Origin of the sequence: Marinitenerispora sediminis, assembly GCF_003336425.1 — a bacterium.
Lineage (GTDB): Bacteria > Actinomycetota > Actinomycetes > Streptosporangiales > Streptosporangiaceae > Marinitenerispora > Marinitenerispora sediminis.
In genome coordinates this window covers 38,478-62,824 of record NZ_QEIO01000011.1, presented here as the reverse complement: position 1 = coordinate 62,824, position 24,347 = coordinate 38,478, and the positions used below count along the sequence as shown (strand labels likewise).

The following is a 24,347-nucleotide window of genomic DNA, read 5'->3' as shown; positions in this document are numbered from 1 at the left end:
GGGCGGACTCCGGTCGGCCATCCGGCCGCTGCCGGGCGGGCCCGGCCAGCCGGTCGGGTACCGAGGCGACGGCGCGCGAGCCGGGTGCGCCGCGGGCGAGTCCGGCGGCGGACATGGTCGTGTTCGGAACCGGGACGCAGGCGGCTTCCGCGCCCAAGCCCGGCCCGGGTGGGAGGCCGGTCGGTCACCAGGCCGGCGGGTGTCTGCGCCGGTGGCTCCGGCGACGGGGCAGGCGCGGTCCGCGAGGACCGCGCTCCCGCGGGGGACGCGGACGGCGGTCGGCGGTGACCGTCCCGGGAGCGGCGCGCTCGTCGCCGGCCCCCGGCGCGGTAGGCCGCCGGGCGCCGGAGCCGTCGAGGCCCGTGCCGGACCGCTGCTCGCGCCGGCCACGGGCGGCGAAACCGCGGGGCCCGCTCACCGGGACCGTCGATCCGGCCCGGGGGCGGGCCCCCTGGCTCGGCCGCGCCCCGGCCCCCGCTCCCAGGTCGGCGGCCCCGCTGACCGCGGCGCCCGCCCTGCGCGGCACGACCCGGCGTGAGGGAGCGGCCGCCGCGGGGGGCGGCAGGCCTCGGGTGGCGGAGCGCCGGGGGCATGCCGGTCCGCCGTCGGCCCGCCGCCGGACCGGTGTGGCGGGGGCCGCGCCGCGTTCCCTGGAGGCGACCGCCGCGCCCTGTGCGGCAGCAGCCCGCGCTGTCCGCGCTCGTCCGCCGCTCCGGGAGACCCGGCTCACGGGGGCCCCGCGGCGCGGTGCGGGGGGGCGGTGGCGGCGGCCGTGGTCAGGGCCGCGCCACCCGTCCGGTACCCGGCCTCGCAGGCGGCCACCACGCGTTCCCAGGTGAACTCGCGCCGGGCCCGGCGCCGCCCGGCGGCGCCCAGGTCCCGGCGCAGCGCCGCGTCGGTGAGCAGCCGGACGAGTGCGCGGGCCACATCGCCGGGCCGGGGCGGCACGACGAGGCCGTCCACGCCATCGCGCACCACGTCGTGCGCGCCGGGGAACGCACCGCTCAGCACCGGCCGCCCGCGGGTCCACGCCTCGGCGAAGACCAGCGGGAACACGTCCGCGCTGGTCGGCAGGCAGAGGACGTCGCAGGCCGCCACCGCGTCGTGCTTGGTCTGGTCGTCGACCATGCCGAGGTCGTGGACCCGGGGGTCGCCGGGCGGCCCGGGCAGACCGGCGGCGGCGCCGTCGCCGGGCGGGCCCGCGAACACGAACTCGGTATCCGGGACCCGCCGCCACACCTCCGGGGCCGCCGCCACCAGGCGCGGGTAGCCCTTGTCGATGGTGCGCCGGCCGACGAAGAGCACGGTCGGGCCGCTGAGGCCGTGTCGGCGGCGGAAACCCACCGGATCCGGCCGGCCGACGAGGTCGGCCGCCTGCGGGAGGGGGCGCAGCGCCGTGTCGGCCGCGCCGTGCGCCCGCAGCGCGGCGGCCTCGGTCGGGGTCAGGGCGAAGACGGTGTCGGCGGCGGCGCACGCCTCCCGGCCGGTGGCGAGGTCCGGCCACAGCTCCGGAGTGGTGGCCGGGGTGAGCACGAGGCGGGCGCCGCACTCGCGGGCGGCGCGCAGCGCCATGGCGACATGGGCGGGGCGGGCGAGGTCGAAGGCGTGCACGACCTCGGGCGGCTGCTCCTGGACGGCCCGCCGCAGCTCCGGCTCGGTGCGCAGCACCCGCAGGGCCGTGTCGCCCAGGAAGGACGGCCGCCGGGAGTCGGTGGCCACGGTGACGGCGTGCCCGCGCAGCGCGAGGTGCTGCGCGGTGCGCCACGCCATGCGCTCGGCGCCCGCCAGCCCAGCGCCGTATCCGCCGAAGACCACGAGGACCTCACTCATGGCCGGCCGCCCCGTGGGCCGTGTACCACTCGACGGTGCGGCGCAGGCCCTCGTCGAGCGGGGTGGCGGGCAGCGGTCCGAGGAGGCCGCGCAGTGCGCCGAGGTCCGGCAGCCGGCGGCTGGGCGATCCGGCCGGAGGGTCGTGCACCTCCAGGCGCGGACTGACGCCCGCGATCCGGAACAGCCGCTGGGCGAGGGCGTCGATGCGGATCTCCTCGCTGTCGTCTCCGATGTTGGCCACGAGGGGCTCGTCGTGGTCGAGCCGGGTCAGCCGCACGGTGGCGTCGACGGCGTCGGTGACATAGCAGAACGCCCGGGTCTGGTAGGCGCCGTACAGCGGGAAGGGATCGCGCCCCTCAAGGATCCGGCCGATCAGCTCGGGGATGACGTGCCGGCGTCCCATGCGGGGCCCGTAGACGTTGTGGTACCGGCCGATCCGCACCCGGGACGGGCCGTGCAGCCGGCGGAACATGGACTCGGCCACGGCCTTGCTGAGCGCGTAGGAGGACCGGGCCGAACCGAGGTCGGCGATGACGAACGGCACGTCCTCGCGGGTGGGGTGCTCGGCCAGGCCCGCGGCGGCGGCACCGTCGGCGACCTCGCTGGTCGAGCTCAGGAAGAGCGCGCCGGGCTCGGCCCGGGCGCACCAGTCGACGAGGTGGATCGTGGAGAGCAGGTTGGTGGCGAGCACGTGCGCGGGCCGCTGGATGCTCTGGTGCACACCGACCACGGCGGCGAGGTGGTACACCTCGTCGTAGGGGCCGGGCAGGAGGCCGGGCGGGATCGGCGTCGTGAGGTCGTGTTCGACCGTCGCCACGTGCGCGGCCAGTTCTCGGAAGTCGCGGTCGGGGCGGCCCCGGGAGAAGTCGTCCAGCAGGGTGACCTCGACGCCGTCGGCGAGCAGGCGGCGCACCAGGTGCAGCCCCACGAAGCCGGCTCCGCCGGTGACGAGTGCGCGCTCAGCCACGGCCCAGCCTCAGGTACTCGATGCCCTGGGGCCCGGTGGGTGCGCCGAACTCCGTCCGGAGCAGCCCCCACATGTCGAACACCACCGACGGGCGCCGCATGCGGGCGAGGTGGGCGGTGTTCTCGGGCCGTGCGTAGCCGGGGTGGTCCACGAGCAGCACCACGGCGTCGGCGTCGGTCAGGCCCTCCTCCAGCTCCATGGGCCGGTAGCCGAGTTCGGCGATCCGGTCGGGACCGACGACGAAGTCGTGGCCGCCCAGGACGGCGACGCGGTCCCGCAGCGCCGCCGCGACCTGCACCGAGGCCGCCCCGCGCACGTCGTCGGTGACCGGCCGGCCCTTGTAGGCGATGCCGCACACCAGCACCTTGGCGGTCTCGGCCGGGCGGCCGGCGCGTTCCAGGGCGGCGAGGACCCGCTCCACGACGTGCCCGGGCACCTGCTCGTTGATCTCGCGCGCCGCCGCGACGAGCGGGGGGCGGTGCCCGGCGCGCTCGGCGGTGTGCAGGAGCAGGTAGGGGTCCTTCGTGAGGCAGCTGCCGCCGACGAACCCGGGACGGGCGAGGTCGGGGCGCGGGTAGCGGAGGTTGGCGGCGGAGATCAGCTCGTCGGCGTCCAGTCCGAGGGGTGCGGCGAGCAGCGCGATCTCGTTGCCGAAGCCGTACAGCAGGTCGGTGTGGGCGTTGCAGATGAGCTTGATCATCTCGGCCGCCTCCAGCGAGGAGACGGTGATCTGGTCGCCGGCGACGCTCTTCAGCAGTTCGCCCGCGCGCGCCGCGGAGGTCCGGTCGAGGCCGCCGATGATCTGCGGCAGCGACGCGAGTTCGGCCATGGCCCGCCCCTGGATGATGCGCTCCGGGCAGAACGCCAGGAGTGGGTCGGTGACCCGCCGGCGCAGCTGCGGCAGGACGATCTCCCGGCAGGTACCCACGGGTACGGTGCTGCGGACGATCACGAGCGTGTCGTCGGCGACGTGCTCGGCCACGTGCGCGGCGGCGGCGCGCAGGTGCCGCAGGTCGGGCTCGCGCGAGTCCGCGTGGACGGCGGTGCCCACGCAGATGATCACGGCGCGCGGCGGGGTGTCGGGGAGCCGGTCGGTGATGGCGAACTCCTCGGGCGAGAGCGCGCGGAGCGCCTCCTCGACCCCGGGTTCCACGAAGAGGGGCCGGCCGGCGGCGAGCGACTCGCGGACACGGGCGCTGGTGTCGACGCCCACGACGCGGGCGCCGGTGCCGGCGAGGGCGAGGGCGAGCGGCAGGCCGACGTAGCCGAGGCCGACGACCGCGACGGGGTCGCGGCCGCGCGACGCGGTATCCGTCGGCTCTGCTACTGCCACGCTGGTCTGGGACACGGTGCTACCCCCTGGTTGCCTGATGGGCGACGGACTCGATGAGCTTGCGGCGGTCGACCTTGCCCATGCCGGTGCGGGGCAGTCGGTCGTAGACGTGCACGTGGCGCGGCACCTCGTAGGGCATCAGCCGCGACCGGCAGTGGGCGAGGAGTTCCTCGGCCCCGGTGCCGGCCTCCAGCGCGACGGCGGCGTGGAGCTGCTCCTCCCGGTCGATGCCGCCCACCCCGAAGACGGAGATCTCCCGCACACCGGGGTGCTGCTCGGCGATGCGTTCGATCCGCCGCGGGTTGACCTTGCGTCCGCCGACGTTGACGAAGGTGCTCTTGCGGGCGACGAGGAAGAGGTGCCCGGCCTCGTCGACCCGGGCGATGTCGCCGGTGTCGAGGAAGCCGTCGGCGGTGAGGGCGGCCGGGCCGTCCAGGTAGCCGCGGAACATGGCGGGTGTGCTGACCAGCAGGCTCCCCTCGGACTCCCCGGGCGCTGAGGGGCGGATGCGCCAGCGCACCCCGGGGCCCGCCAGACCCACGCTCTCCTCGGGCCAGGGCTGCGCGCGATCGTACTGGCAGGCGATCAGCCCGGCCTCGGTGCTGCCGTAGACCTGGTGGAGGGGGCGGCCCAGGGCCGCGGTGGCGCGGGCGCGGGTGCGTTCCGGCAGGGGACTGCCGGACGACAGCGCGAGGCGCAGTTCCGGCGGGGGTGCGCCGGCGGGCAGGGCCGCCGCCAGGAGCTCGTAGCCCAGCGGCGCCCCGAGCAGGACGGTGGCCCCCGAGCGGAGGCCGTCGAGCACGGCCCGCACCGTGAACCGGGGGACGGTGACGAGGGTGGCGCCGGACGTCAGCGCGGTGAGGGCCCCGCAGATGAGGCCGAAGGCGTGCGCGAGGGGCACGGTGACCAGCGAGGTGTCGGCACCGCCGAGCCGGTACACCTCGCGGTAGGCGGCGGCGCCGCGCAGGGCCGCGCCCAGGGTCTGGCGGGTGATCCGGGGCTCACCGGTGGAACCCGAGGTGAGCTGGAGGACGGCCGGGTCGCGGTGGTCGGGGCGGCCGGGCGCGGACGGCGCGCGGTGCGGCCCGGCGAGGTCGGCGTAGTCGTACACCGGGATGGAGTCCGGGACCACGGGCCGGCGGCCGGGCGGCACCACGATCGCGGCGGGCCCGGCGCCGCGTACCGCCGAGCCCTCGTCGGCGAGGTGGGAGTTGTCGGCCTCGACGAGAAGCAGGTCGGCGGCGGCGAGGAGGAGCCCGAGCAGGGTCGCCACCGAGGCCGGGGTGCTGTCCAGCAGCAGGACCACCGGTCCCGGGCGCCCGGTGAGACCGTGGGCGTTGGCCGCCACGTCGTTGGCGCGGTCGTGGAGCAGCCGCCATGACAGGGCGTCGTCCCCGTCGGGGCCGGCGCGCACGGCCGCGCGGTCGGGGTGGGCGCGGGCGTACCGGCGGAGCGTGGCGCGGAGTTCGCCGACGGCTCCGGGGCCGTGGACCGCCGACAGGGGGCGGCTCACCGCTCCTGCCGCTGCAGCAGGGAGGCGACGGCGGCGGGCGTCGACTCGTCGAAGATGGCCAGCAGCAGGTCGGCCTGCAGGCCCTCGGCGGCGGTCTCCTCCTTGGGCCCGAACCTGGCGACCAGGCGAGTGATGATCTCGATCGCGCGGTAGGAGTCGCCTCCGCTGTCGAAGAAGTCCTCGTCCTCGGCGAGGGCGGGGCGCCCCAGCACCTCGCCCATCTCGGTCGCGACCTCGCGGACCAGCTCGTCCGGCTCAACCGTCATCGCTACCCCTGTTCGATCCGTGCTGCCTTGGTCGGTCGGTACCGCGCTCATCGGGCCCAGCTCGCGATGAGCGCGACGTCGAAGCGTGTCTCGGCCTGGCGCGGCCACGCGCCCGGTGCGGCGACCGGGAGAGCCTCCCGCCGCACCCGCCCGGCGACCCGCTTGGGCCCCAGGTACCGCTCGGGGTGGGCGGTGAACTCCCGCTCGGCGTGCTCGTAGCGGTCCGGGGTGCCGATGTCGTGCCACTCGCCGCCGAACTCGTAGGCGGTGACCGGGTCGCCGTGCTCCACGAGCCGCAGGATGAGGTCGGTCATGTCGGTGACGTCGTCATCCAGCCGCTCGCGCGCGCCGGGGCTGACGACGTAGATTCCCGAGCTCACGTCGAGCCCCAGCCGGGGCTTCTCCCACAACCCCCGGACCCGGCCGCCGGCGATCTGGAGCACGCCGAGGTCGACCGGGACCTCGTGGCGCTGCGCGGCGACGGTCAGCAGGGCGCCGCCGCGCGCGTGCTCCTCGTAGAGGTGCCGGAAGTCCAGCGTGGTGAGGACGTCGCCGTTCATGACGAGTGCGGGGGTGTCCCACCGCTCGACCCATCGCAGCGGCGCGGCGGTGCCCAGGGCGACCCGGTCGACGCTGAAGTCGAGCGTGGCGCCCGGAAAGCTCGCGGCGGAGAACCTCCGGCGGATCATGTCGCCGAAATGCGAGACGCACAATGTGACTCTGCTGAATCCGGCGGTGGTCAATTGCCGGATGATGATGTCGAGGATGGGAGATCCGCCGACCGGGATCAGCCCTTTGGGCCGGTCCTCGGTGAGCGGGAGTAGCCGTTTTCCCTTACCGCCAGCCATGATGATCGCGTGCAAGGTCTACCTACCCGGAGCCGGTTCTGGGGGACCATCTCGTGCTCGTGTTCCGTGCGTGACAGCGGCCGTTCTCCGGCCACGCTCCGGGACCCGTCGCCGGGAAGAAGAGCGCACTGGGATGGTCTCCCGCCGGACGCGGGCGCATAAGCCTCACATGGCCACCCGATCGGCATGTCCGAACGGTCATGCCAGGATGAGGCGGGCACGGCGGGCGTGTGGGGTGCGGCGGTCACTCGCCGTCGGCGTCCGCGGCGCTCGGGAACTCCGACCCGATGTAGTGGGCGGTCAGCGGCGCCATGCCGTTGAAGCCGACCGTGGCGGAGGACACCGTGTAGGCGCCGGCGCCCAGGATGTCGACGTGGTCGCCCGGGCGCAGGGCCAGCGGCAGCCGGTAGGGGGCGCGTTCGTACAGGATGTCGACGCTGTCGCAGGTGGGGCCGGCGATGATCACGGGCCCGCCGGGGCCGTCGTCGTGGGCCGTGACCAGGCGGTAGTGGATGGCCTCGCCCTCGGTGTCGATGAGCCCGCCGTAGCGGCCGATGTCCAGGTACACCCAGCGCTTCTCGTCGTGGTGGTGCTTGCGCGAGATGAGCACCACCTCGCAGCGCAGGACCCCGGCCTCGGCGACGAGGTAGCGCCCCGGCTCCGCGACCAGGCTCGGCGGCACGCGGAAGTGGCGGCGGACGGAGGCGCGGACGGCCGCCGCGTAGGCGTCGATCGGCGGGACCGGCCGCAGGTAGTCGGTGGCGAAGCCGCCGCCGACGTTGAGCATCCGCAGCCGCACGCCGACCGACTCCAGCTCGGCGAAGATCCGTGCCGCCTGCGCGATGCTGGGGTCCCACCGGGCCGGGTCGAGCTGCTGGGAGCCGACGTGGAAGGAGACCCCGACCGGGTCCAGCCCGAGCGCGGGCGCGGCCCGCAGCAGCTCGACGGCCATATCGGGGGCGCAGCCGAACTTGCGGCTCAGCGGCCACAGCGAGCCCTCGCCGCTCGCCAGTAGCCGGCAGAAGACCTGGGAGCCGGGCGCGTGCTCGGCGAGCTTGCGCAGCTCCTCCGCGCTGTCGAACACGAACAGCCGCACTCCGCGGGCGTGGGCGTAGCGGATGTCCGACGCCTTCTTCACCGTGTTGCCGTAGGACAGCGACGCCGGATCCGCCCCGGCGGCCAGGCAGAGGTCGACCTCGCTGCGGCTCGCGACGTCGAACGACGCCCCGAGCCGGACGAGCAGCCGGACCAGGCGGGGCTCGGGGTTGGCCTTGACGGCGTAGAACACCCGCGCGGAGCCGAAGGCGCCCGCAAGCGCCCGGTAGCACCGCGCCACGGTCGGGAGGTCGACGACCAGGAAGGGCGTCGGACCGGTATGAGCGGCCATGAAGGCGCGGATCCGCTGGTGGTGGGTGCCGGCCTCGACGGTGCCGGTGCATGGGTGGTTCATGTACTCCCCGGGTCTCCTCGATCGGTCCGCGGGCCGCCGCCGGTCCGGGGGCCGCCGGTTTCTGACCGGTGCGGCCGGGCCGGGAGTCGCCGCGGCGACGGGGCGAGAATCATCGATGAATAGATTTCACGGTCACCCGAAAATCGAAAACTAAATCCCCTTCGAATTCGGGACGCGGATCACTATACAATTAAATTAGCAAGGCACTCAATCGGAAAATCAAAATCACGTACCACCCTCCGGGGAAGGCGGTTCCGCCTCGAATCCGCCGGGTGCCGAATTCCACGGCGACCGGGCGCGGAGAAAACGGATCCGGGACGCGGTCCCGAACACCGCCGGCCGCCCAGATTCGTCCGGGCGCCGCATTCCGCGTCCGGCGCTTTCCCCGTCCGCCGCCCGGCCCGCCCGAGCGGCGGGGCCGGTCCCGCGCCACGCGGGCGTGCGCCCGCGGGAGAGGCCGGGCTGGCGCCGGACCGCCGGCGCTCCCCTACTGGCCGCATGACGGACGTGCGGAGCGGAAGCTGCGCGGATCACCGCGCAGCGGACCGCCGTCTGGTGGTCCCCGGAGAACCGCGGCGCCGCGGCGGCGCGCGAGCGCGCGGTCACCCGCCGGCGCCTTGCCTCTGCCGGCCGCGCTCCCGCCCGGCACCGAGCCGGACGCCGCCGGAGTCCCGCTGCACGACGTCGTGCTGCACGGCGACCACGGGTAGCGCCCCGCGGCAGCGTTCGGCACCCCGCGCCCGGGCAGCCGCGGCGGGATCGGGGGCTGGGGGCTGCGGCTGGTGGAGCGGAACGCGCGGCTGGCGGTGCGCCGCACCTCGGAAGCCGACGCGTTCCCGCAGCGGCCACCGCGCCTGCCCTGCGTCCTTTCCCCGGGCGGACTCGCCCGGTACCGCGCGAACTACCGATCCGTCAGCCTCTCCCCCATGTCGGAGTGGCGCTACGCGCGGTGGACGCTCACGGTCGGCGACCGCGTCGCCGACCTCGACCTGTTCTCGCCCGCGGCCCGGCGGCGCCGCTGCGGCCTCCGCACACGGAGAAGGCCTCGCCGGTGCCCGCCCGCGTGGCCTCCGGCGAGCTCAGGCCGGCTCCGGCCCCGCTCGCGGGGAGGAGGAGGCCGCACCTCCTCCCCGATCACCGCCGCCAGCGGGCCGGTCCGGCGGCGCGGCACCTGGCGGGCCCTCCCCCCCGGTTCCGCACGGTCGAATCCGCGTCGCGGGGTGCGCCTGAACCTGTGCCGGGAAGGTCGTCGGGCGCCCGGGACGGGACATCGAGCGGCGGCTGGGCGCGGGGCCGCGGTGCCTCGCAGCGCGTTCGTGGGCGTCAAGGAGGCGCACGCCGGGTGCGGGGAGCAGCTCCGCCGGGCCCTGCGGCGCCGCGCCCGGCGGGCCTTGGGCCCTGGCCGGGGTGTCCACGAGGTTGGACCGCGGGGGGGGGAGCACCACGCGCGCGCCCCGGGCGCCGGCCGGCACCACGGCACCGGCCGCCCCGGTCGGCTCCGGGCCCGGGGCCGCCGCACCCCCATGCGGCTGAATCCTCCGGCAGCGCGGGTCGATACGGTGGGCTGGACGGGCCCCGAGTGGGATGATCGTCGGCGCCGCCGTTCCGCACCGCCCGACGGCGCGGGCGCGGTGCGCAGTCCGTTCACCGCTGTTCGAAGAGGAGAGTCGCCATGCCTGTTGTTCGCACCGCCCACACCCGCTGGGAGGGCACTCTGGCCGAGGGCCAGGGCACCGTCTCGTTCGACTCCTCCGGCCTGCCGGACCAGAACGTGACCTGGAAGGCGCGCTCCGACGTCTCCGAGGGCCGCACCAGCCCGGAGGAGCTCATCGCGGCGGCGCACTCCTCCTGCTTCTCCATGGCGCTGAGCCACGGCCTCTCCCAGGCCGGGACGCCGCCGCGGTCCGTCGAGACCAAGGCCGACGTCACCTTCAAGCCCGGCACGGGCATCACGGGTATCCACCTCACCGTGCGCGCCCAGGTCCCCGGCCTGAGCGCCGCCGACTTCGCGAAGGCCGCCGAGGCCGCGAAGACCGGCTGCCCGGTCAGCCAGGCGCTCGCGGGCACCACGATCACGCTGGACGCCGCCCTGGAGGAGTAGTCCCGGGGCCGCCCCGCCGCGCCGGACGGACGGCGGCGGGGCGGTTGCCCGGCCGGGCGGCGACGTGGTCGGATGGGGCCATGAGCACCGACCAGGCGCGGCAGGCGGCGGCCGTGCGGGTCCGCCGGGCGGCGGCCGGCGACGGCCGGGCGATCGCCACCGTGCGGGTGTCGGGCTGGCGCGCCGCCTACCGCGGCATCGTCCCCGACGCGTTCCTGGACCGGATGGCGCCCGACCCCGCCGCCCGCGAGGGGCTGCTGCGGGCGCCCCGCCCGGGCGTGCGGGAGTACCTCGCCGAGGTCGGCGGCGACGTGGTCGGCTGGCTCGCGGCCGGCCCGTCCCGGGACCCCGACCACGCCGCTGCCGGCGTCCACGAGATCTACGCGTGTTACGCCGTGCCCGGCCACTGGCGCCGAGGCGTGGGCCGCGCGCTGATGGCGGCCGCGCTGCGCGATATCGGGGAGGGCAGAGCGGTCTCGCTGTGGACGTTCCGCGACAACGAGCGGGCCCGGCGGTTCTACGAGGCGTGCGGGTTCAGCCCCGACGGCCGCGAGCGCGACTTCCACGCCGGCGCTCCGATACCGGAGGTGCGCTACCTGCGGCCGGGGACGGCGCGGCCGTGAGCGGCGCGCTGTTCGATCCGCGGCCGGACGGGCCGGTCACCGTCGCGCCCGGCGCCGTGCACGTGCCGGGCTGGCTGGACGCGGAGCGGCAGCGCGACCTCGTCCGGCGCTGCCGGGACTGGGCCACCGGCCCCGCCGGAATGCGCCGGCACCGGATGCCGCGCGGCGGCGAGATGAGCGTGCGGATCGTGTCGCTCGGCTGGCACTGGGCGCCGTACCGCTACACGCGGACGCTGCCGGACGGCACCCCGGTCAAGCCGTTCCCGCCGCTGCTCGGCGAACTCGCCGGCGCGGCCGTCGCCGCGGCCTACGGCGCTCCGCCGCCGCCGGACGCCCCGCCCTACGACGTGGCGCTGGTGAACTTCTACGACGCCGACGCCCGCATGGGCCTGCACCAGGACCGGGAGGAGCGCGTGGACGCCCCCGTGGTGTCGCTCAGCCTCGGCGACTCCTGCGTCTTCCGCTTCGGCAACCCCGAGACCCGGGGCCGCCCCTACACCGACGTCGAACTGCGCGGCGGCGACCTGTTCGTCTTCGGCGGCCCGTCCCGCATGGCCTACCACGGCGTGCCGCGCACCCTGCCGGGCACCGCCGACCCCGAGTGCGGGCTCTCCTCGGGGCGGCTCAACATCACCATCCGGGCCTCCGGGCTGCCCGCCCGCTGATGCCGGCGGGCGATCGGATCACGGCTCCGCGGCGTCGAGGCCGTGCGTCGTCTGGCGGACCAGGAGGTCCAGGACGTCGGAGAGCCGCCCCCGCCGCGCGTAGGCGGTCCGCTGGCGGTGCGCCCCCGAGCCGAGCGAGAACAGGCGCAGCAGCAGCCGCTCGACGAGTTCGCCCTCGGCGTCGGCGGTGAGTCCGGGCATCGCCGCCTCGACCAGGCGGTCGAGTTGGCGGCGCGCGGGCACCAGGTCGGCGGAGAACGGGTCGAGGGCGTGCCCCTCCAGGCCGTCGCGGGCGGCCCGCCACATGGCCAGCCGCAGCGCGCGGTCGCTGAGCGGCGGCGCGGGGTCCCCTGCCGCGACCTGCGAGAGCGCCACACTGACCAGGCCGCGGACCAGGACCGCGAACAGCACGGCTTCCTCGGCGGTAGCCGCCACGTCGCCGACCCGGATCTCCAAGGTGGGCAGGTGCTCGGAGAGGCGGACGTCCCAGTACACCATGCGGCGGTCCAGGATGGCCCCGGTGCGCAGCATCTCGGTGACCGCGCGCTCGTGCTCGGCGACCGAGCCGAGCCAGGGCGGCGGGCCGGCGGAGGGGAGCCGCGCCCAGATGACGGAGCGCCAGCTGGCGTGCCCGGTGTCGCGGCCGCGCCGGAACGGCGAGTTGGCGGTGAGCGCGAGCAGGGTGGGCAGCCACGGGCGGAGGTGGTTGGCGACCGCGAGCGCCACCTCGCGGTCGGCGATGCCGACGTGCACGTGGCACCCGCACACCACGTGGGCGTCGCGCAGCGCGCCGAAGCGCTCGGCGATCGCGCGGTACCGGCGCCCCTCGCTCAGCGGGGCCGACCCCACGTCGCCGAGCACCGCGGTGCCGCTGGCCACCACGGCCAGGCCGTGCGCGGCGGCGGCCTCGGTGAGCGAGCGGCGGGCCGAGACGAGGCTGGCGGACAGCTCGGTGGCCGTCCGGCAGACCGGGCTCGCCGCCTCCACCTGGAAGCGGGTGATCTCGGCGCACAGCTCGGCGCCGGTCGGCCGGGCCGCGGCCAGCACCTCCGGCGCCTGGGCGCTCGCCTGCCGGGTGTCGGCGTCGACGACGAAGAACTCCTCCTCGACCCCGAAGGTGGGCGGCGCGGTGCCGGGGAGGTCCTCCGGCGCCCGGGCGGCCAGCGGCACCACGGGGTAGGGCTGCGGATCCGTCCCGCTGGCCGGCATGGCGGGAGACGGGAGACGCGGGTGGTCCTGGCGTCTGCGGCTGAACTCTTCCATGCCCGGCCCCCAAGCTCGACGGTTTCTCGGAGTAGATACCCCCAAAAACCGGACAGCGCCCGATCGGCGGACGGCCGGAAATGTCCATCCCCCGCGCGGGAAAAACCCGTGCCGCACGCGGGTCACTCGCGTCCCATGCCCGCGACGTGCCGGGTGGCGGCCGCCGGCGGCCCCGCCCCCGGCACCGCACGCGGCGCCGGGGGCGGGGGACGGCCGGTCGGCGGCCGCGCCGGGGGCTAGCGGCGCAGCAGGTCCCGGACGTTGACCACCAGCAGGATGACGACGACGAGGACGATCGGCACGAGGATGGTGATCCGCCAGTTCGCCATGAAGGCCGCGATGATACCCGCCACCGCTGCGACGACGACGGCGAAGATCGCCAGGCCGGTGAGGAACGACATGAGCTTGCGGCGGGCGAACGCGTCGAACATCGCGAACAGCAGGACCACGCCGATGCCGGCGAGGGGCGCGAGCGGGCCGCGCAGCAGCAGGAGGGCGCCCAGCGAGGTGATGAGCAGCGGGGTGCTCAGCGCGGCCCACACGTGCAGGAAGCGGGTCGGGCGCTGCTTCCCGGACGCGTAGGGCAGGTGTGGCGAGCGCAGGTGGGCCTGCGGCCCGTGCTCCAGCGACTCGCCGCTCGCGAGCGCCTCGCGGTGGTTGTCGCGTTCGTCGGCCCACAGGGCGCGTTCGCGGTGCCGGGCGGCGAGCTCGCGTTCGGCCTCCGCGATCCGCTCGCGCTTCTCCCGGGCCCGCGACGCGGCGTGCGCCCGGCGCTGCAGGACGATGTCGGCCGACGCCAGCCGCCGGATCTCGTCGCGCCGGCGGACGATGTCGGCGTCGGCCTCGTCAATGCGCTCCTCAAGCTCCCGCACGTGCGCCAGGAGTTCGGCCCGCGCGGCCGTCTCGCTGGGGGCCACCTTGTGCAGCCCCACCCAGGACAGCGGGTCGGCCCACGAGGCGCGGACCGTGCCGTCGCGCTCGTAGCGCGGGCCGCTGGGGGCGCGCTCCCCGTCGAACCAGTCGCGGGTGTCGCGGCCCCACAGGCCGCGGAAGCCGCGCACCCACGAGGTGTCGTCATCGATGAGCACCGGCGACCAGGCGCGCTCGCCCCCCGGGCCCACGCGGACCCCGTCGCCGCGCGCGTAGTCGACGAACGGCACCCCGATGCCGTGCCGCACGATCGCGCTCGTACTGGGGAACAGCCGCTGGGTGACCGCCCGCCACGCGCGCACCACGCCCCGCAGCACGGCGGGGTCGACCTGGATCAGGTAGTCGCCCGGCAGCATCTGGTGGGAGTGCGATCCGGCCCCGACGAAGATCATCGGGTGGTCGCCGTCGCGGTGCAGTTCGGGGTCGTCCCACCTGCGGCGCAGGTCGTCGCCGGTGTACTCGTGGGAGGACGCGCCCACCCACACCGGCCGGGTACCGCCGTCGGCGGTCTCCACCAGGTAGACGGTGACGCGCTCCCAGTCGGCCTCGTGGTCGTTGACGCCGCCGTAGGTGGACCGCCAGTCGTTCATGGCGTAGAAGAACCAGTACTGCAGGATGACGTAGCCGCCTTCCCGCATGACCCGGCCGTAGTAGGTCGCGCCGCCCGAGTCGAGCCGGTCCCTGTAGCGCGTCGCGGCCGCGGCCGCGACCCCGCCCGGGACCGCGCCGCGGATCAGCAGCGACAGCTTCATCAGCACGTCGACCACCCGCCCGAGCACCCCGACCGCGGCCAGGCGGCCGCTCCTCGGGATCACCGGGCGCGCGCTGCGGCGGTAGCGGCGCGCCTCGGCGCGCAGCGAGGTCTCCTGCACGAACCGCAGGTGCTTGTGGTGGCCCGGCCACTCGCGCTCGGCCCCGGACAGCCGCTCGACGGTGAGCTCTCCCGCCGCAACGACCTCCTGCTCCTTCCCACCGGGCAGCTCCAGCCACAGGCTGCAGCAGTTGAGGTAGTCCTCGATCGCGGTGGGGAAGAACAGCTCGCCCTTGGTATAGACCAGCACCGGCTCGTAGGCGCGGAGCAATTCCATGTCAGATTTTGTCGTGCCCATAACTGCGCCCGACCCTAATGGATCACGGGGGCGCCTCCCGCCATGGCGCGGGTTTCGCGGCCTCGCGGGTCGGGCGGCTGCGCGGCTCGCCGGCGCGGCGTAGATTGCCGGGTATGGAGCACGACCGGATCAGCACGCTGACGGCCTCCGTTCGCGACGACGCGCCCCTCACCGCACTGCGGGCAGCCGCGCAACTACGCCGGGAACTGGAGCAACTTGAGGCGGTGAACGTGCGAAAGGCACGGACGCAGGGCGCCACGTGGGCGGAGATCGCGACCGTGCTGGGGATCAGCAAGCAGGCGGTGCACAAGAAGTACGGCGGGAGCCGCCGCGAACGCTGAGCGCCGCCCGGCCGGAGTCGGCCGCCGGCGCGCAGCCGGTGTCGCCCTCGTCACATGGTGTGCGCGGGCGGGACCGGGACACGGCGTCCGGGTGTGGACGCCGCCACGGGGCAGGGTGGCGGCGCCGAGGTGAAGGACCCCGCTCAGCGGGGATCGCGGCGTGGGCCGGACGGCCGCGCTTTCGATCCGCCGCCGTACGCGGGGCCGGTAGGCCGCCGCGCGGTCGCCGCCGGCGTCCGCGCGGCGCAGCCCTCCTCGGGTCCCCCTCGCCGGATCGTCACCGGTGGTGGCCGCCGTAGTGGCCGTGGTGCCCGTGGTGGCCGTGGTGGCCGTGGTGGCCGTGACCGTGGTGGCCGTGGTGATGGTGGTGGTGGTGCATGTGGCGGTGCTCGTGGCGGACGGGTTCCTCGGCGGTGGTCGCGGCGTTCGCGCTCACCAGGCCCATCGCCGGCGCGCCCAGCGCGAGCGCGGGTGCCACGAGTCCGGCGACAAGGATTCGGCGCAGGTTGACGCTCATATGAATCGTTACCCCCACAAAAGCGATCTGGCGACCTGCCAGATCCGGCTCCATTCGATGGGCTCCCGCCATCGGCCCCTTCGCCGACAGCGGCGGGCCCTGGAGTCACGGTTTCCATGCTTGCGGCGGGCACTCCAAGTCCAAACAGCCGCGGATTCCGCGGCAGCCAAAGAAACCGGCGGCAACGTCAAGGACTCTCGACGTACGCCGTAGAGGTGCGCTGGTGTCCGCAGGAGCCGCTCCGGCGGTGTCCCACGGCCTTTCCGGGCTCGCTCGCGCCCCTTCGCCTACCCGCATCCGGTCAACTCGGGGTGATCTGCGCGGCGTACACGAGCGGGGACAGCCGCCGTCCCGTGCGCTTCGCGGCGGACGGCCGCGGGCCGCGTGGACGGGGAAGCCGCCGCCGGGGCAAGCGGCGGGTGCGGGCCTGCGCCGACTCCCTCCGGGTCGCGGCCCGGACGCGCGGCGGCAGGGGGACCGCCGCCGGGGGCGGCGGCCCCCTACCGGTCCGAGACCGAACGCCGCGAGGCGCTCGGCGCGTGGCCGCACCTCCGCAGTCACCACCGGTGCCGCGCCGCACCCGGTAGCCATCCGCGTCACCAACCTCGCGGGGCAGAACATCCGGCCGGAGCTCCGGCCGGTCGCCGTCCCCGCGCCCGGCGGGCGGCCGCACCCGGTAGGGCGGCGTGCCCCGTCTCCGCTCCCGCTCGCCCAGGGCCCGCGGCCCGGCCCGGTCCCCCGGGTGAGCCGTGCCCGAGCGCTCGTGGACGGGGGCGCTCCCACCGGCCCCGTCCGGGCCGGGCGACCGCGCTCCGCCGGCCGCTGCGCCTGCCGGCCGACGGGCGCCCCGGGCGTACGATCGACGGGGCTCGGCTCCGCCCGGCCGCGCCGGCGGTCCGAGCACCGACAGGCCGCCCCGGGCCCCGCGGCACCGCCTCCGCCGGCCGGAAACGAGGACTGCCATGATGACGCCCGCCGCGTCGTCCGCGACCCTGTGGCCACCGGCCTGGTGCCGGCCACCGGGCTCGCGCTGATCCCGGTGGCCGGCATCCTGATCGGCGGTGCGCTCACCGCCACCTCGCTGGCCGGGCGGCGCGCCGTCGAGGAGCTGCGCACCCGGCGCGGCGAGGTGGAGGCGGCCCTGTCGCTGGGCCTGCCGCCGCGGGCGGCCCGGATGGAGATCTGCCGGCCGGCGGCGGCCGGGGCGCTCATCCCCGCCCTGGACCAGACCCGCACGGTGGGGCTGGTGACGCTGCCGGGGGCCTTCGTGGGGATGCTGCTGGGCGGTGCGAGCCCGGTCGCGGCCGGGGCGGTTCAACTCTTCGTGCTGATCGGCCTGCTGGCGGTGGAGTCGCTCGCGATCGTCGTGTGCGTGGAGCTGGTCGCGCGCGGGGCGTTCCCGGTGGAGCCGTAGCGGGGCGGCCGGACCCCGCGCCGCCGCCACGGCCGGCGTGGGCCGCGGCGGGCCGTCGGGACGCGGCAGGCCCGCGCGCCGTCCCCCTCCGGGTCGGCCGCTCGCGCCGCGGTCTCGTCCGCGGCCGTGCCGTCCGCCCGCGGCCCGCGCGCCGCCGCGGCATCGGAGCGCGCGGCGCCCACCCCGGCGAGGACCACGAGCGCCATGCCGAGTGCCTGCAGCACTCCGGGTGTCTGGGCGATGATCAGCATCCCCATCATGAGGCTCACCGCCGGCTCCAGGCTGCTGAAGGTGCTGTAGGCGGTGCGGCTCATGCGCTGCAGCGCCACCATCTCGACGAGGAAGGGCAGCAGCGGGTAGAGCAGTGCGATCCCGAGCGTGCCGAGCAGCGCCCGCGGGCTCGGATCGGCGACCACGGCGGGCGCGCCCAGCGGGGTGGTGAGCACCGCGGCCACGGTCATGGACAGCGCCAGGCCGTGCAGCGCGCCGAACCGGCCGCCGACGCGTTGCGCGAGCACGATGTAGAGCGCGACGCAGACCGCGCCGCCCAGGCCGTAGGCCACCCCGCCGAGGTCGGCCGCGCCGCTCCACGGCCGGGTGAGGCACAGCACCCCGGCCAGCGCCGCCGCGATCCACACCAGTTCGGCGCGCCGCCGCAGCGCCAGTACCGCCACGGCCAGCGGGCCGAGGAACTCCAGGGACGTCGCGGTCCCCAGGTCGATCCGGGCGGTCGCCTCGGAGTAGCAGACCATCATCCCCGCGCTGACTGTGCCGAGGATCACCGCCGCACCCAGGTCCCGCCGCGGTGCCGCACGCACCACCGCCCACAGCCGGCGCCCGCTGACGAGCAGCAGGATGGCCGCGGCCCAGCAGAGCCGCAGCCAGGTGACACCGCCGGTGCCGACCGTGTCGAACAGGCGGACGGCGAAGGCGCTGCCCGTGTGCAGGGCGAACATGCCCACGAGCACGAGCAGCGGCGCGGGCGTCCGGTTCAGGGCATGGCGAAGCAGGGCCGAGGAGAAGAGGATCACCCGACCATTGGACCGGTCATCGTTTGTTGCTGTCCACGGACCGTTGGCGAACGGATCATGTCCTTCTGGCGGATGGTCCCTGGTCCGGCGCACGGCGCCCAGCCGCGCAGCGGTCCCCCGGCGACCCGGGCCGGACCCGCGATCACGGCCGGGCCCGGCGAGGGCGGCCGTCACCCGCAACCGGGGCCGCCGTCCGCGCTCGCTCCGACGTCCTGTGCTGGGGCCGGCGCCCGGGCCCCGAGCTCCGCGGGCCGACCGACGCGGCCGGCCGAGACGGCCCGGTCCCCGGTACCCGCGCCGGTACTGCCGGCGCGGCTGAGCGGGCGGGCTCGGCGGCGGCACCGCCGGCCGCCCGGACCGGCCGGATCCCGCACGGCCGATGCGAGGACCGCCTCGGCAGGCCGAAGCGTGTCGAGGACGGTCCGCGCAGGCCCGGTCGCCACGTTTCTGGAGGGGGCCGGCCAGGGCCGCCTCCCGTGAGCACCCACCTCCGGCCGTCGCCGACCAGCTGGCGCTGCCCCCACCGCCCTGGCACCCCGGCCGGTCCGGGGGGACCTCGCCGGGCCCACGGCGTGGCCCCTTCGGCGGCCGCCCCGGGGCCGCTCGCCTCGCGAGCGGGCCACGGGACCGGCCACCGGCGCCTCGACCACCGCTCCCCCGCCTGCCGGAGGCGCACCGCCGCCTCCCGGTACCCGGTCCACGGCCTCCCCCGGCCGCCTGCCCGATCCGCCGAGTGGCCCCTCATCCGCCTCCGAGGAACCCGGTGGGGCCGCTCCCCGCAGGCCAGCGGCCAGCTGGCGCGTCTTCCCGAGGCAGCGGCTCCCTCGCGGGCACCCATCCGGGCCGCGCCCACAGCCCGCCCGGCGGGTCCGCCGCGCGGCCCCCGCCTTGGGCGCCTGCCGGACGTGCGAGGCGCCGGCCGTGCCCGGCATAGATTGGACGGGTGGATCTCACCCGGTTGCGCCTGCTGGTCGAACTCGACCGGCTCGGCACCATGGCGGCCGTCTCCGAGGTCACCGGCATCGGCACGTCCGCCATCTCCAAGCACTTCGCGGTGCTGGAGCGCGAGGTCGGCGTCCGGCTGCTCACCCCGGACGGCCGCCGGGTGCGGCTGACCCCGGCCGGGCACCGGCTGGTCGAGCACGCCGTCGAGATCCTGTCGCGGGTGGAGACGGCCCGCGGCGAACTGGCCGGCGAGTCCGAACCGGTCGGCCGGGTGAACCTGGTGACCTTCGTCAGCGTCGCCACCCCCATCGTGGTACCGGCGCTGCACCGCCTGGCCGCCGACCACCCCGGCATCGACGTGCGGATGATCGAGCACGAGCCGGACCAGGCCCTGGAGCTGCTGCACACCGGTGACGCCGACCTGGGGCTGGTCTACGAGTACAGCCTCGTGCCGCGCCGCTTCCCCGACACCTTCACCCTGCACCGGATCGGCGCGGAGCCGCTGCTGCTGGCCCAGCCGGCCGGCGGAACCGCCCGGTCCCGACCCATGACCCTGCCGCGTTTGCGCGAACTCGCCGACACGGCCTGGATCGCCAACTCGCGCGGCAGCGACGAGGACCAGCTCGTGCAGCGCATGTGCGCCATGGCGGGTTTCGCGCCGCGGATCCGGCACCGGATCGACAACCTCGACGTGGTCAGCGCCGTGGTGTCAGCCGGTTGGGGCGTGGGCGTGCTCCCCCAGCTCGCCGCGACACCCCGCAGGCGCGGGGTCGTGCACTCCCCCCTCGGCGATCTGGGCGGCCTGCGGCGTATCTACCTGGTGGGACGCACCGGCGGATGGGCGTGGCGGCCCATGCGGACCGTGGCCGGCTACCTGCGCGACGCCGCCCGGGAGGTGCTGCGGGACACCGACGGCGACGCGGCGGGCCCGCTGCCGGGAGCGCCGGAGACCATCACCGGCTGACACCGCCGAGCCGCGGCCCGGGACGACCGAGCCACCGGAGCGGCGGCGCGCTGGCGCGCCAGGTTCCGGCCGCTTCCCTGGACCGGGGACCCGGCGGCGGACGATCCGGGTGTGGCTGCCCGGGCCCGCGGCGGCGGTGCCGATGCCGCACAGGCACGGCCGCCGGCGGCGGCGGAGACCGCGGTCGCCGAACGCGTCCACGCCATCGTCACCAGCACCGCTCCGGATCTGGCGCCGTAGCTGTGGTACGGGCAGCCGGCCTATGCCAGGAAGGGCGCGGTGGTCTGCTCCTTCCGGGAGTCCGCTGGAGCGCGTCTCCCCACGGCGAAGGGCGCCGGGATGGGCGTGCGCGGACCCCGTCCTTCGGGGCGGGGTCCGCGTTCGTCGGGGCGGCGGTGTCCCGCCTTCGGCAGCGGCGACGGCGGTGGGGCGGTTCCCGGCGGCCGCCCGCTCACGCTGGTCCGCTCGGCGTGGCCGCGGCTTGGGTAGCGCCGGGGCACGATCGCGAACGCCCGTGCCCCCGCCTGGCACCCCGGGGCGCCGGGCCCTGGGCCCGCGCCCGTTACGCCGGTCCGGAAGCCGCGGCCGGTCCGGGGCAGGTGCCGCTCGGCCCGTTCGGCGTCGAGGAGCCGGCGGTGGCGGCGTTACCCGGCCGGCTCCGCCCACGGGAACGAGCTGGTCGTCCGAATGTCGTGGAACCGGCCGGGCCCGGAGCGCCGGGCCGCCCGCACTGGCGAAGGACGGCCGCCCCGCACGCGCCAATGGGTCCCGGCACCGGCCACCGCGATCCGGCAGCCCGGCAGGCCGCCCGACCAGCCGGTGGTCCCCGGCAACCACTGCCCCCAGACCGAACCCCGCCAACGATCTAGGTCTAGGCGGCCCCGCTCCCGGTCACGATGAGCGGCCCCGCGGAGGGCACCGGCACCTTGCCGGCTGCCTCCCGCATGGCGCTGAGCAGCGGCTCCGGGTTGCCGCCCGCCCGGCTCACGGCGACGATGTGCCGCCGCGGGCCGTTGCTGACCGAGCGCACCACCACCTGCGACGTGGACAGGCCCGTCCAGGCCAGCCGGGGCATGAGCGCGATCCCGAGACCGGCGGCGACGAGCGCGAAGACCGCGCTGAACTCGTCGACCGTGTGCGCGACCCGCGGCTGGAAGCCGACCTGGTTGCACGCCGCGGTGACGCAGTCGTACCAGGCACTGCCGGGTCCCGACATGATCCAGTCGGCGTCGGCCAGATCGGTGGCCAGGTCCAGTTGGGTGCGGCCCGCCAGGGGATGGTGGTAGGGCAGCACAGCGTCGAACGGCTCCACCATGAGGGAGTCGAGCCGGAAGTCCGGTGTACCCGCCGGAGGCAGGTGCGCCGACGACATGGTGACGGCGAGGTCGAGGGCGCCCACGCGCAGCATCTCCGTGCTCTCCTCGGGCTCGGCCTGCACCACCTGGAACCGCCAGCCGGGCTGGCTCTGCCGCAGGCCGGCCACGGCCGGAGCGACCAGGTCGGAGATCGCGGTGGCGAACGCGCCGACCCGGGCGATCCCGATGGTGCCGTCGGCGTACTCGGCGAGATCCGCCCGCGCGCGCTCCATCTCGGCGAAGATGACCCGTGCGTGGTCGAGCAGGACCCGCGCCGCGCCGGTCAGCAGGAACCGCCGGCCGCTGCGCTCGACCAGGGTCACCCCGGTCTCCTTCGCCAGTGCGGCGAGCTGCTGCGAGACGGCCGAGGGGGTCACGTTCAGCGCCTCGGCGGTGGCTGCCACGGTGTGGTACTGGTCGAGTGCCTGTAGCAACTGCAACCGGCGCACGTCGATCATGTCTGCCAATCTAGGTGAGGCCGCGAGTGCCTCGGCACGGGCCCCCGATGCCGGATCGGCCCTCCCGCATCAGGCGCTCCCGAGAGATGCGGCCGCGTTCCACCGCATATCCCACCGAATCATCGCTTTCCCGGCACCTTTCCGGAACACCGCGTTCCTTGGCCGGCGCGGGCTTTCCCGAATCGGTCCGTCACCGTGCGCTGGCGTCCCACGGTTCACCGCCGACAGCCGGGGCGGCTGCCGCCCCGGCTCCCCGCACGCGGCCACGACTTCTCGGCCGCGGACGGGAGTAGGTCGCGGGCGCCGTTCCCCGTGAGAGGTCCGCCGGCACGTGCGCCGGACGCTGCGGCGACAAGGCGGCGGCGACCGCGGCAGGCACGGAGGCGCGCCGCGCGAGGCCGCCTGACCAGCACACCGGTCCCCCGTCAACGATCTAGGCTGAACCGCATGCCCGAGACCCTGCTGTACGACGCCGCCGGCTCCGTGGTCGCGGAGAGCTCGGCGGCGCGGCTTCCGGAGACGCTGTCCGAAGGCGCGGCGGCGTGGGTCGGGTTCGGTCCGGACGAGCGGGCGGACTTCGTCGCCTTCGCCACGCCGCTCGGTCTGGACGCCGGCGCCCTGGCCGAGCAGCAGGCCGCCCGTGCCCACCGGCGGCCGCGGCTGCGCGCCTCGGACGGCCGGCTGACGCTGACCGTCCCCGCCGCGCTCCCCGGTGAGGGCTCCGCGGGCCGTCCCGCGCTCGTCGTGTTCGCCACCGAGCGCGTCCTGGTGACCCTCTCCTCGACCGCCGACCCCGACCTGCGGGCGGCCATGGCCGACGGCGGGGACCCCGGGCCGGTGGCGCGGCACGGCTCGGCCGCGCTGCTGGTGCGCCTGCTGGAGCGGCTGGCCGCCCGCTACCACGACGCGGCGCTGGACATCGACGACGAGGTCGACGAGGTGGAAGGGCTGCTCTTCGAGGAGAGCCGCCGGGCGGCCGCCCAGGTGCAGCGGCGTTCGCACGAACTCCGGTGGCGCCTGGTCCGGCTGCGCCGCGTCGTGCTCCCGCTGCACGCGGTCCTGAACGAGCTCGCCCAGCGGGAGCGGCCGCCGGGCGGCCCCGGGATCCGCCCGCGTCTGCGCGAGGTGGCGGTGCGGCTGGACCACGTGGTGGAGCTGATGGACGCCCTGCGGGAGATGCTCGCCTCGATCACGGGAACGGCGCTCAACCTGGAGCAGAACCGGCTGAACGTCACCATGAAGAAGCTGACGGGCTGGGCCGCCGTCATCGCCGTGCCCACCGCCATCACCGGCTGGTACGGGATGAACGTGGCCCTGCCCGGCCAGCACCGCCTCTGGGGGGCACTGCTCGCCAACGCGCTGCTCCTCGTCACCGCGGTCGCCGTCTACGTGTCCTTCCGCCGCCGCGACTGGCTCTGAGCGCGCTGGCGTCCGCTCACCGCGCGTCGATCCGCTCCAGGTCGGCGACGAGCCGCGCGGTCACCGGGGTCTCGACGCCGACGCCGGCGGCCGCCCGCAGCAGCGCGCCGCCGAGAGCCTCCACCTCCATGGGGCGGCCCGCCTCGCGGTCGCGCAGCATCGACGGCTTGGTCGCGGGCGGGATGGCATCGATCACGCGCAGCACACCGGGCGAGTCCAGCGCCACGCCGTGGCGGGCCGCGACCTCGGCGACCTCGGCCACCACGGCGGCCAGGTCGGCCCGGCGGTCCGCGCGCGTCGCACCGATCGGGCTGCCGGCGTGCGTGCACACCAGCGCCGTCGGAAGGAGGAAGTGGAACTTCTCCCACAGGGTGCGCGCCTCGTCGTCGCTGACGGTCACGGTGAAGCCGGTGCCGCGGAGCCGCTCTGCCGCCGCCGCGACGAGTCCGCCGGGAGCGCCCGGGGCAGCGAGCTCCAGCGCGGTGAAGGGGCTGGTGTGGCTGATGCGCCCGGGAGCGGTCCGGGTCGACTCCACCCGGATCGCGGCCGCGGCCACATGTGCGCCGGGCAGCCGGCGGCGCAGGTGCCCGACATGCTCCAGGCCGTTGAGCAGCGGCACGACCAGGGCGCCTCTCACCAGGTCGGCGGGGATGCGGTCCAGGGCGGCGTCCAGCGCGGTCGCCTTCGGGGCGACGAGGAGCACGTCGGCCGGCTCGGCCAGCCGCGCGGCGGCGGGCGGTGCGGCGGTGAAGTCGCCGAAGACCGCGGACTCCACCCGCAGCCCGTTCGCGGTGATGTGCTCGGCCGTGGCCTCACTGGCGACCACGGTCACCCGCTCACCGGCGCGGACCAGGAGCCCGGCGAGCAGCCCGCCGACCCCGCCGGGGCCGAGCACCGTGAAATGCGGCGAAAGTTTCCCGACTGGCATGTCAGCGTCTCCTTTTTCCCGTGTCACAGGGTGCCGGCACCGACCTGCCACGTAGTCTCGGTTCACAGCTCAGTCGG

At 75.9% G+C, this 24,347-nt stretch carries 21 protein-coding genes; 8 read left to right on the top strand and 13 right to left on the bottom strand.

Annotated features, from left to right (window positions below; translation table 11 throughout):
* Positions 1–726: 726 nt before the first annotated feature.
* The 7 genes from DEF28_RS03535 to DEF28_RS03505 all read right to left on the bottom strand — a co-directional run bounded on the left by DEF28_RS03535 (position 727) and on the right by DEF28_RS03505 (position 8,207).
* Entirely contained in the window at positions 727–1,830 is a 1,104-nt protein-coding gene (locus DEF28_RS03535; RefSeq protein ID WP_114397002.1) for a glycosyltransferase family 4 protein, read from the bottom strand.
* Positions 1,823–2,797 (bottom strand): NAD-dependent epimerase/dehydratase family protein, encoded by a 975-nt coding sequence (locus tag DEF28_RS03530; RefSeq protein ID WP_114397003.1) that lies wholly within the window; start codon positions 2,795–2,797, stop codon positions 1,823–1,825. Before DEF28_RS03530 ends, DEF28_RS03535 begins: the two co-directional genes overlap by 8 nt.
* Positions 2,790–4,145, bottom strand: coding sequence for a nucleotide sugar dehydrogenase (locus DEF28_RS03525; protein ID WP_199493117.1), 1,356 nt, complete (start codon positions 4,143–4,145; stop codon positions 2,790–2,792). Before DEF28_RS03525 ends, DEF28_RS03530 begins: the two co-directional genes overlap by 8 nt.
* A 4-nt stretch (positions 4,146–4,149) precedes the next feature.
* Complete coding sequence (locus tag DEF28_RS03520) at positions 4,150–5,643, bottom strand: class I adenylate-forming enzyme family protein (RefSeq protein WP_114397004.1); 1,494 nt, start codon at positions 5,641–5,643, stop codon at positions 4,150–4,152.
* Positions 5,640–5,909, bottom strand: coding sequence for an acyl carrier protein (locus DEF28_RS03515; protein ID WP_114397005.1), 270 nt, complete (start codon positions 5,907–5,909; stop codon positions 5,640–5,642). Before DEF28_RS03515 ends, DEF28_RS03520 begins: the two co-directional genes overlap by 4 nt.
* A 47-nt stretch (positions 5,910–5,956) precedes the next feature.
* Complete coding sequence (locus tag DEF28_RS03510; RefSeq protein ID WP_147280079.1) at positions 5,957–6,757, bottom strand: nucleotidyltransferase family protein; 801 nt, start codon at positions 6,755–6,757, stop codon at positions 5,957–5,959.
* Positions 6,758–7,001: 244 nt separating this feature from the next.
* Positions 7,002–8,207: a type III PLP-dependent enzyme gene (locus DEF28_RS03505; RefSeq protein ID WP_181874249.1), complete on the bottom strand. Its 1,206-nt coding sequence runs from the start codon at positions 8,205–8,207 to the stop codon at positions 7,002–7,004.
* Between the two features lie 1,672 nt (positions 8,208–9,879).
* Here DEF28_RS03505 and DEF28_RS03500 point away from each other — a divergent pair.
* The 3 genes from DEF28_RS03500 to DEF28_RS03490 all read left to right on the top strand — a co-directional run bounded on the left by DEF28_RS03500 (position 9,880) and on the right by DEF28_RS03490 (position 11,596).
* Entirely contained in the window at positions 9,880–10,308 is a 429-nt protein-coding gene (locus DEF28_RS03500) for an OsmC family peroxiredoxin (RefSeq protein ID WP_114397007.1), read from the top strand.
* Positions 10,309–10,388: 80 nt separating this feature from the next.
* Entirely contained in the window at positions 10,389–10,931 is a 543-nt protein-coding gene (locus tag DEF28_RS03495; RefSeq protein WP_114397008.1) for a GNAT family N-acetyltransferase, read from the top strand.
* Complete coding sequence (locus tag DEF28_RS03490; protein WP_114397009.1) at positions 10,928–11,596, top strand: alpha-ketoglutarate-dependent dioxygenase AlkB family protein; 669 nt, start codon at positions 10,928–10,930, stop codon at positions 11,594–11,596. The genes DEF28_RS03495 and DEF28_RS03490 overlap by 4 nt, the downstream gene beginning before the upstream one ends.
* An 18-nt stretch (positions 11,597–11,614) precedes the next feature.
* Here DEF28_RS03490 and DEF28_RS03485 read toward each other — a convergent pair whose 3' ends face one another.
* Complete coding sequence (locus DEF28_RS03485) at positions 11,615–12,805, bottom strand: carboxylate-amine ligase (RefSeq protein ID WP_114397010.1); 1,191 nt, start codon at positions 12,803–12,805, stop codon at positions 11,615–11,617.
* A gap of 290 nt (positions 12,806–13,095) precedes the next feature.
* Positions 13,096–14,877, bottom strand: coding sequence for a hypothetical protein (locus DEF28_RS03480; protein WP_374058082.1), 1,782 nt, complete (start codon positions 14,875–14,877; stop codon positions 13,096–13,098).
* Positions 14,878–15,011: 134 nt separating this feature from the next.
* On the opposite strand from DEF28_RS03480, the gene DEF28_RS03475 reads away from it, so the two are divergent.
* On the top strand, positions 15,012–15,239 hold the full coding sequence (locus DEF28_RS03475) for a hypothetical protein (protein WP_114397012.1): 228 nt from the start codon (positions 15,012–15,014) through the stop codon (positions 15,237–15,239).
* Positions 15,240–15,516: 277 nt separating this feature from the next.
* On the opposite strand, the gene DEF28_RS03470 is transcribed toward DEF28_RS03475, so the two are convergent.
* On the bottom strand, positions 15,517–15,756 hold the full coding sequence (locus DEF28_RS03470) for a hypothetical protein (protein ID WP_114397013.1): 240 nt from the start codon (positions 15,754–15,756) through the stop codon (positions 15,517–15,519).
* A gap of 994 nt (positions 15,757–16,750) precedes the next feature.
* On the opposite strand from DEF28_RS03470, the gene DEF28_RS28275 reads away from it, so the two are divergent.
* Positions 16,751–17,170, top strand: coding sequence for an ABC transporter permease (locus DEF28_RS28275; protein WP_233515072.1), 420 nt, complete (start codon positions 16,751–16,753; stop codon positions 17,168–17,170).
* On the opposite strand, the gene DEF28_RS03460 is transcribed toward DEF28_RS28275, so the two are convergent.
* On the bottom strand, positions 17,071–18,201 hold the full coding sequence (locus DEF28_RS03460) for an EamA family transporter (RefSeq protein ID WP_374058083.1): 1,131 nt from the start codon (positions 18,199–18,201) through the stop codon (positions 17,071–17,073). The genes DEF28_RS28275 and DEF28_RS03460 overlap by 100 nt on opposite strands.
* Before the next feature lie 943 nt (positions 18,202–19,144).
* Between DEF28_RS03460 and DEF28_RS03455 the strand changes: the two genes are divergently transcribed.
* Positions 19,145–20,110 (top strand): LysR family transcriptional regulator, encoded by a 966-nt coding sequence (locus DEF28_RS03455; protein WP_114397015.1) that lies wholly within the window; start codon positions 19,145–19,147, stop codon positions 20,108–20,110.
* 111 nt (positions 20,111–20,221) lie between these two features.
* Positions 20,222–20,350, top strand: coding sequence for a hypothetical protein (locus DEF28_RS28780; RefSeq protein ID WP_258861958.1), 129 nt, complete (start codon positions 20,222–20,224; stop codon positions 20,348–20,350).
* A gap of 631 nt (positions 20,351–20,981) precedes the next feature.
* On the opposite strand, the gene DEF28_RS03445 is transcribed toward DEF28_RS28780, so the two are convergent.
* Positions 20,982–21,923 (bottom strand): LysR family transcriptional regulator, encoded by a 942-nt coding sequence (locus tag DEF28_RS03445; protein ID WP_114397016.1) that lies wholly within the window; start codon positions 21,921–21,923, stop codon positions 20,982–20,984.
* Positions 21,924–22,370: 447 nt separating this feature from the next.
* Between DEF28_RS03445 and DEF28_RS03440 the strand changes: the two genes are divergently transcribed.
* Positions 22,371–23,342 (top strand): magnesium transporter CorA family protein, encoded by a 972-nt coding sequence (locus DEF28_RS03440; RefSeq protein ID WP_114397017.1) that lies wholly within the window; start codon positions 22,371–22,373, stop codon positions 23,340–23,342.
* Between the two features lie 16 nt (positions 23,343–23,358).
* Here DEF28_RS03440 and DEF28_RS03435 read toward each other — a convergent pair whose 3' ends face one another.
* Positions 23,359–24,270: a ketopantoate reductase family protein gene (locus DEF28_RS03435; RefSeq protein ID WP_114397018.1), complete on the bottom strand. Its 912-nt coding sequence runs from the start codon at positions 24,268–24,270 to the stop codon at positions 23,359–23,361.
* Positions 24,271–24,347 lie beyond the last annotated feature (77 nt).

Coding starts and splice junctions, on each gene's coding strand:
- DEF28_RS03535 (WP_114397002.1), bottom strand. CDS start 1,830: ATGAGTGAGGTCCTCGTGGTCTTCGGCGGATACGGCGCTGGGCTGGCG.
- DEF28_RS03515 (WP_114397005.1), bottom strand. CDS start 5,909: ATGACGGTTGAGCCGGACGAGCTGGTCCGCGAGGTCGCGACCGAGATG.
- DEF28_RS03510 (WP_147280079.1), bottom strand. CDS start 6,757: ATGGCTGGCGGTAAGGGAAAACGGCTACTCCCGCTCACCGAGGACCGG.
- DEF28_RS03505 (WP_181874249.1), bottom strand. CDS start 8,207: ATGAACCACCCATGCACCGGCACCGTCGAGGCCGGCACCCACCACCAG.
- DEF28_RS03500 (WP_114397007.1), top strand. CDS start 9,880: ATGCCTGTTGTTCGCACCGCCCACACCCGCTGGGAGGGCACTCTGGCC.
- DEF28_RS03495 (WP_114397008.1), top strand. CDS start 10,389: ATGAGCACCGACCAGGCGCGGCAGGCGGCGGCCGTGCGGGTCCGCCGG.
- DEF28_RS03485 (WP_114397010.1), bottom strand. CDS start 12,805: ATGCCGGCCAGCGGGACGGATCCGCAGCCCTACCCCGTGGTGCCGCTG.
- DEF28_RS03480 (WP_374058082.1), bottom strand. CDS start 14,877: ATGGAATTGCTCCGCGCCTACGAGCCGGTGCTGGTCTATACCAAGGGC.
- DEF28_RS03475 (WP_114397012.1), top strand. CDS start 15,012: ATGGAGCACGACCGGATCAGCACGCTGACGGCCTCCGTTCGCGACGAC.
- DEF28_RS03470 (WP_114397013.1), bottom strand. CDS start 15,756: ATGAGCGTCAACCTGCGCCGAATCCTTGTCGCCGGACTCGTGGCACCC.
- DEF28_RS03445 (WP_114397016.1), bottom strand. CDS start 21,923: ATGATCGACGTGCGCCGGTTGCAGTTGCTACAGGCACTCGACCAGTAC.
- DEF28_RS03440 (WP_114397017.1), top strand. CDS start 22,371: ATGCCCGAGACCCTGCTGTACGACGCCGCCGGCTCCGTGGTCGCGGAG.
- DEF28_RS03435 (WP_114397018.1), bottom strand. CDS start 24,270: ATGCCAGTCGGGAAACTTTCGCCGCATTTCACGGTGCTCGGCCCCGGC.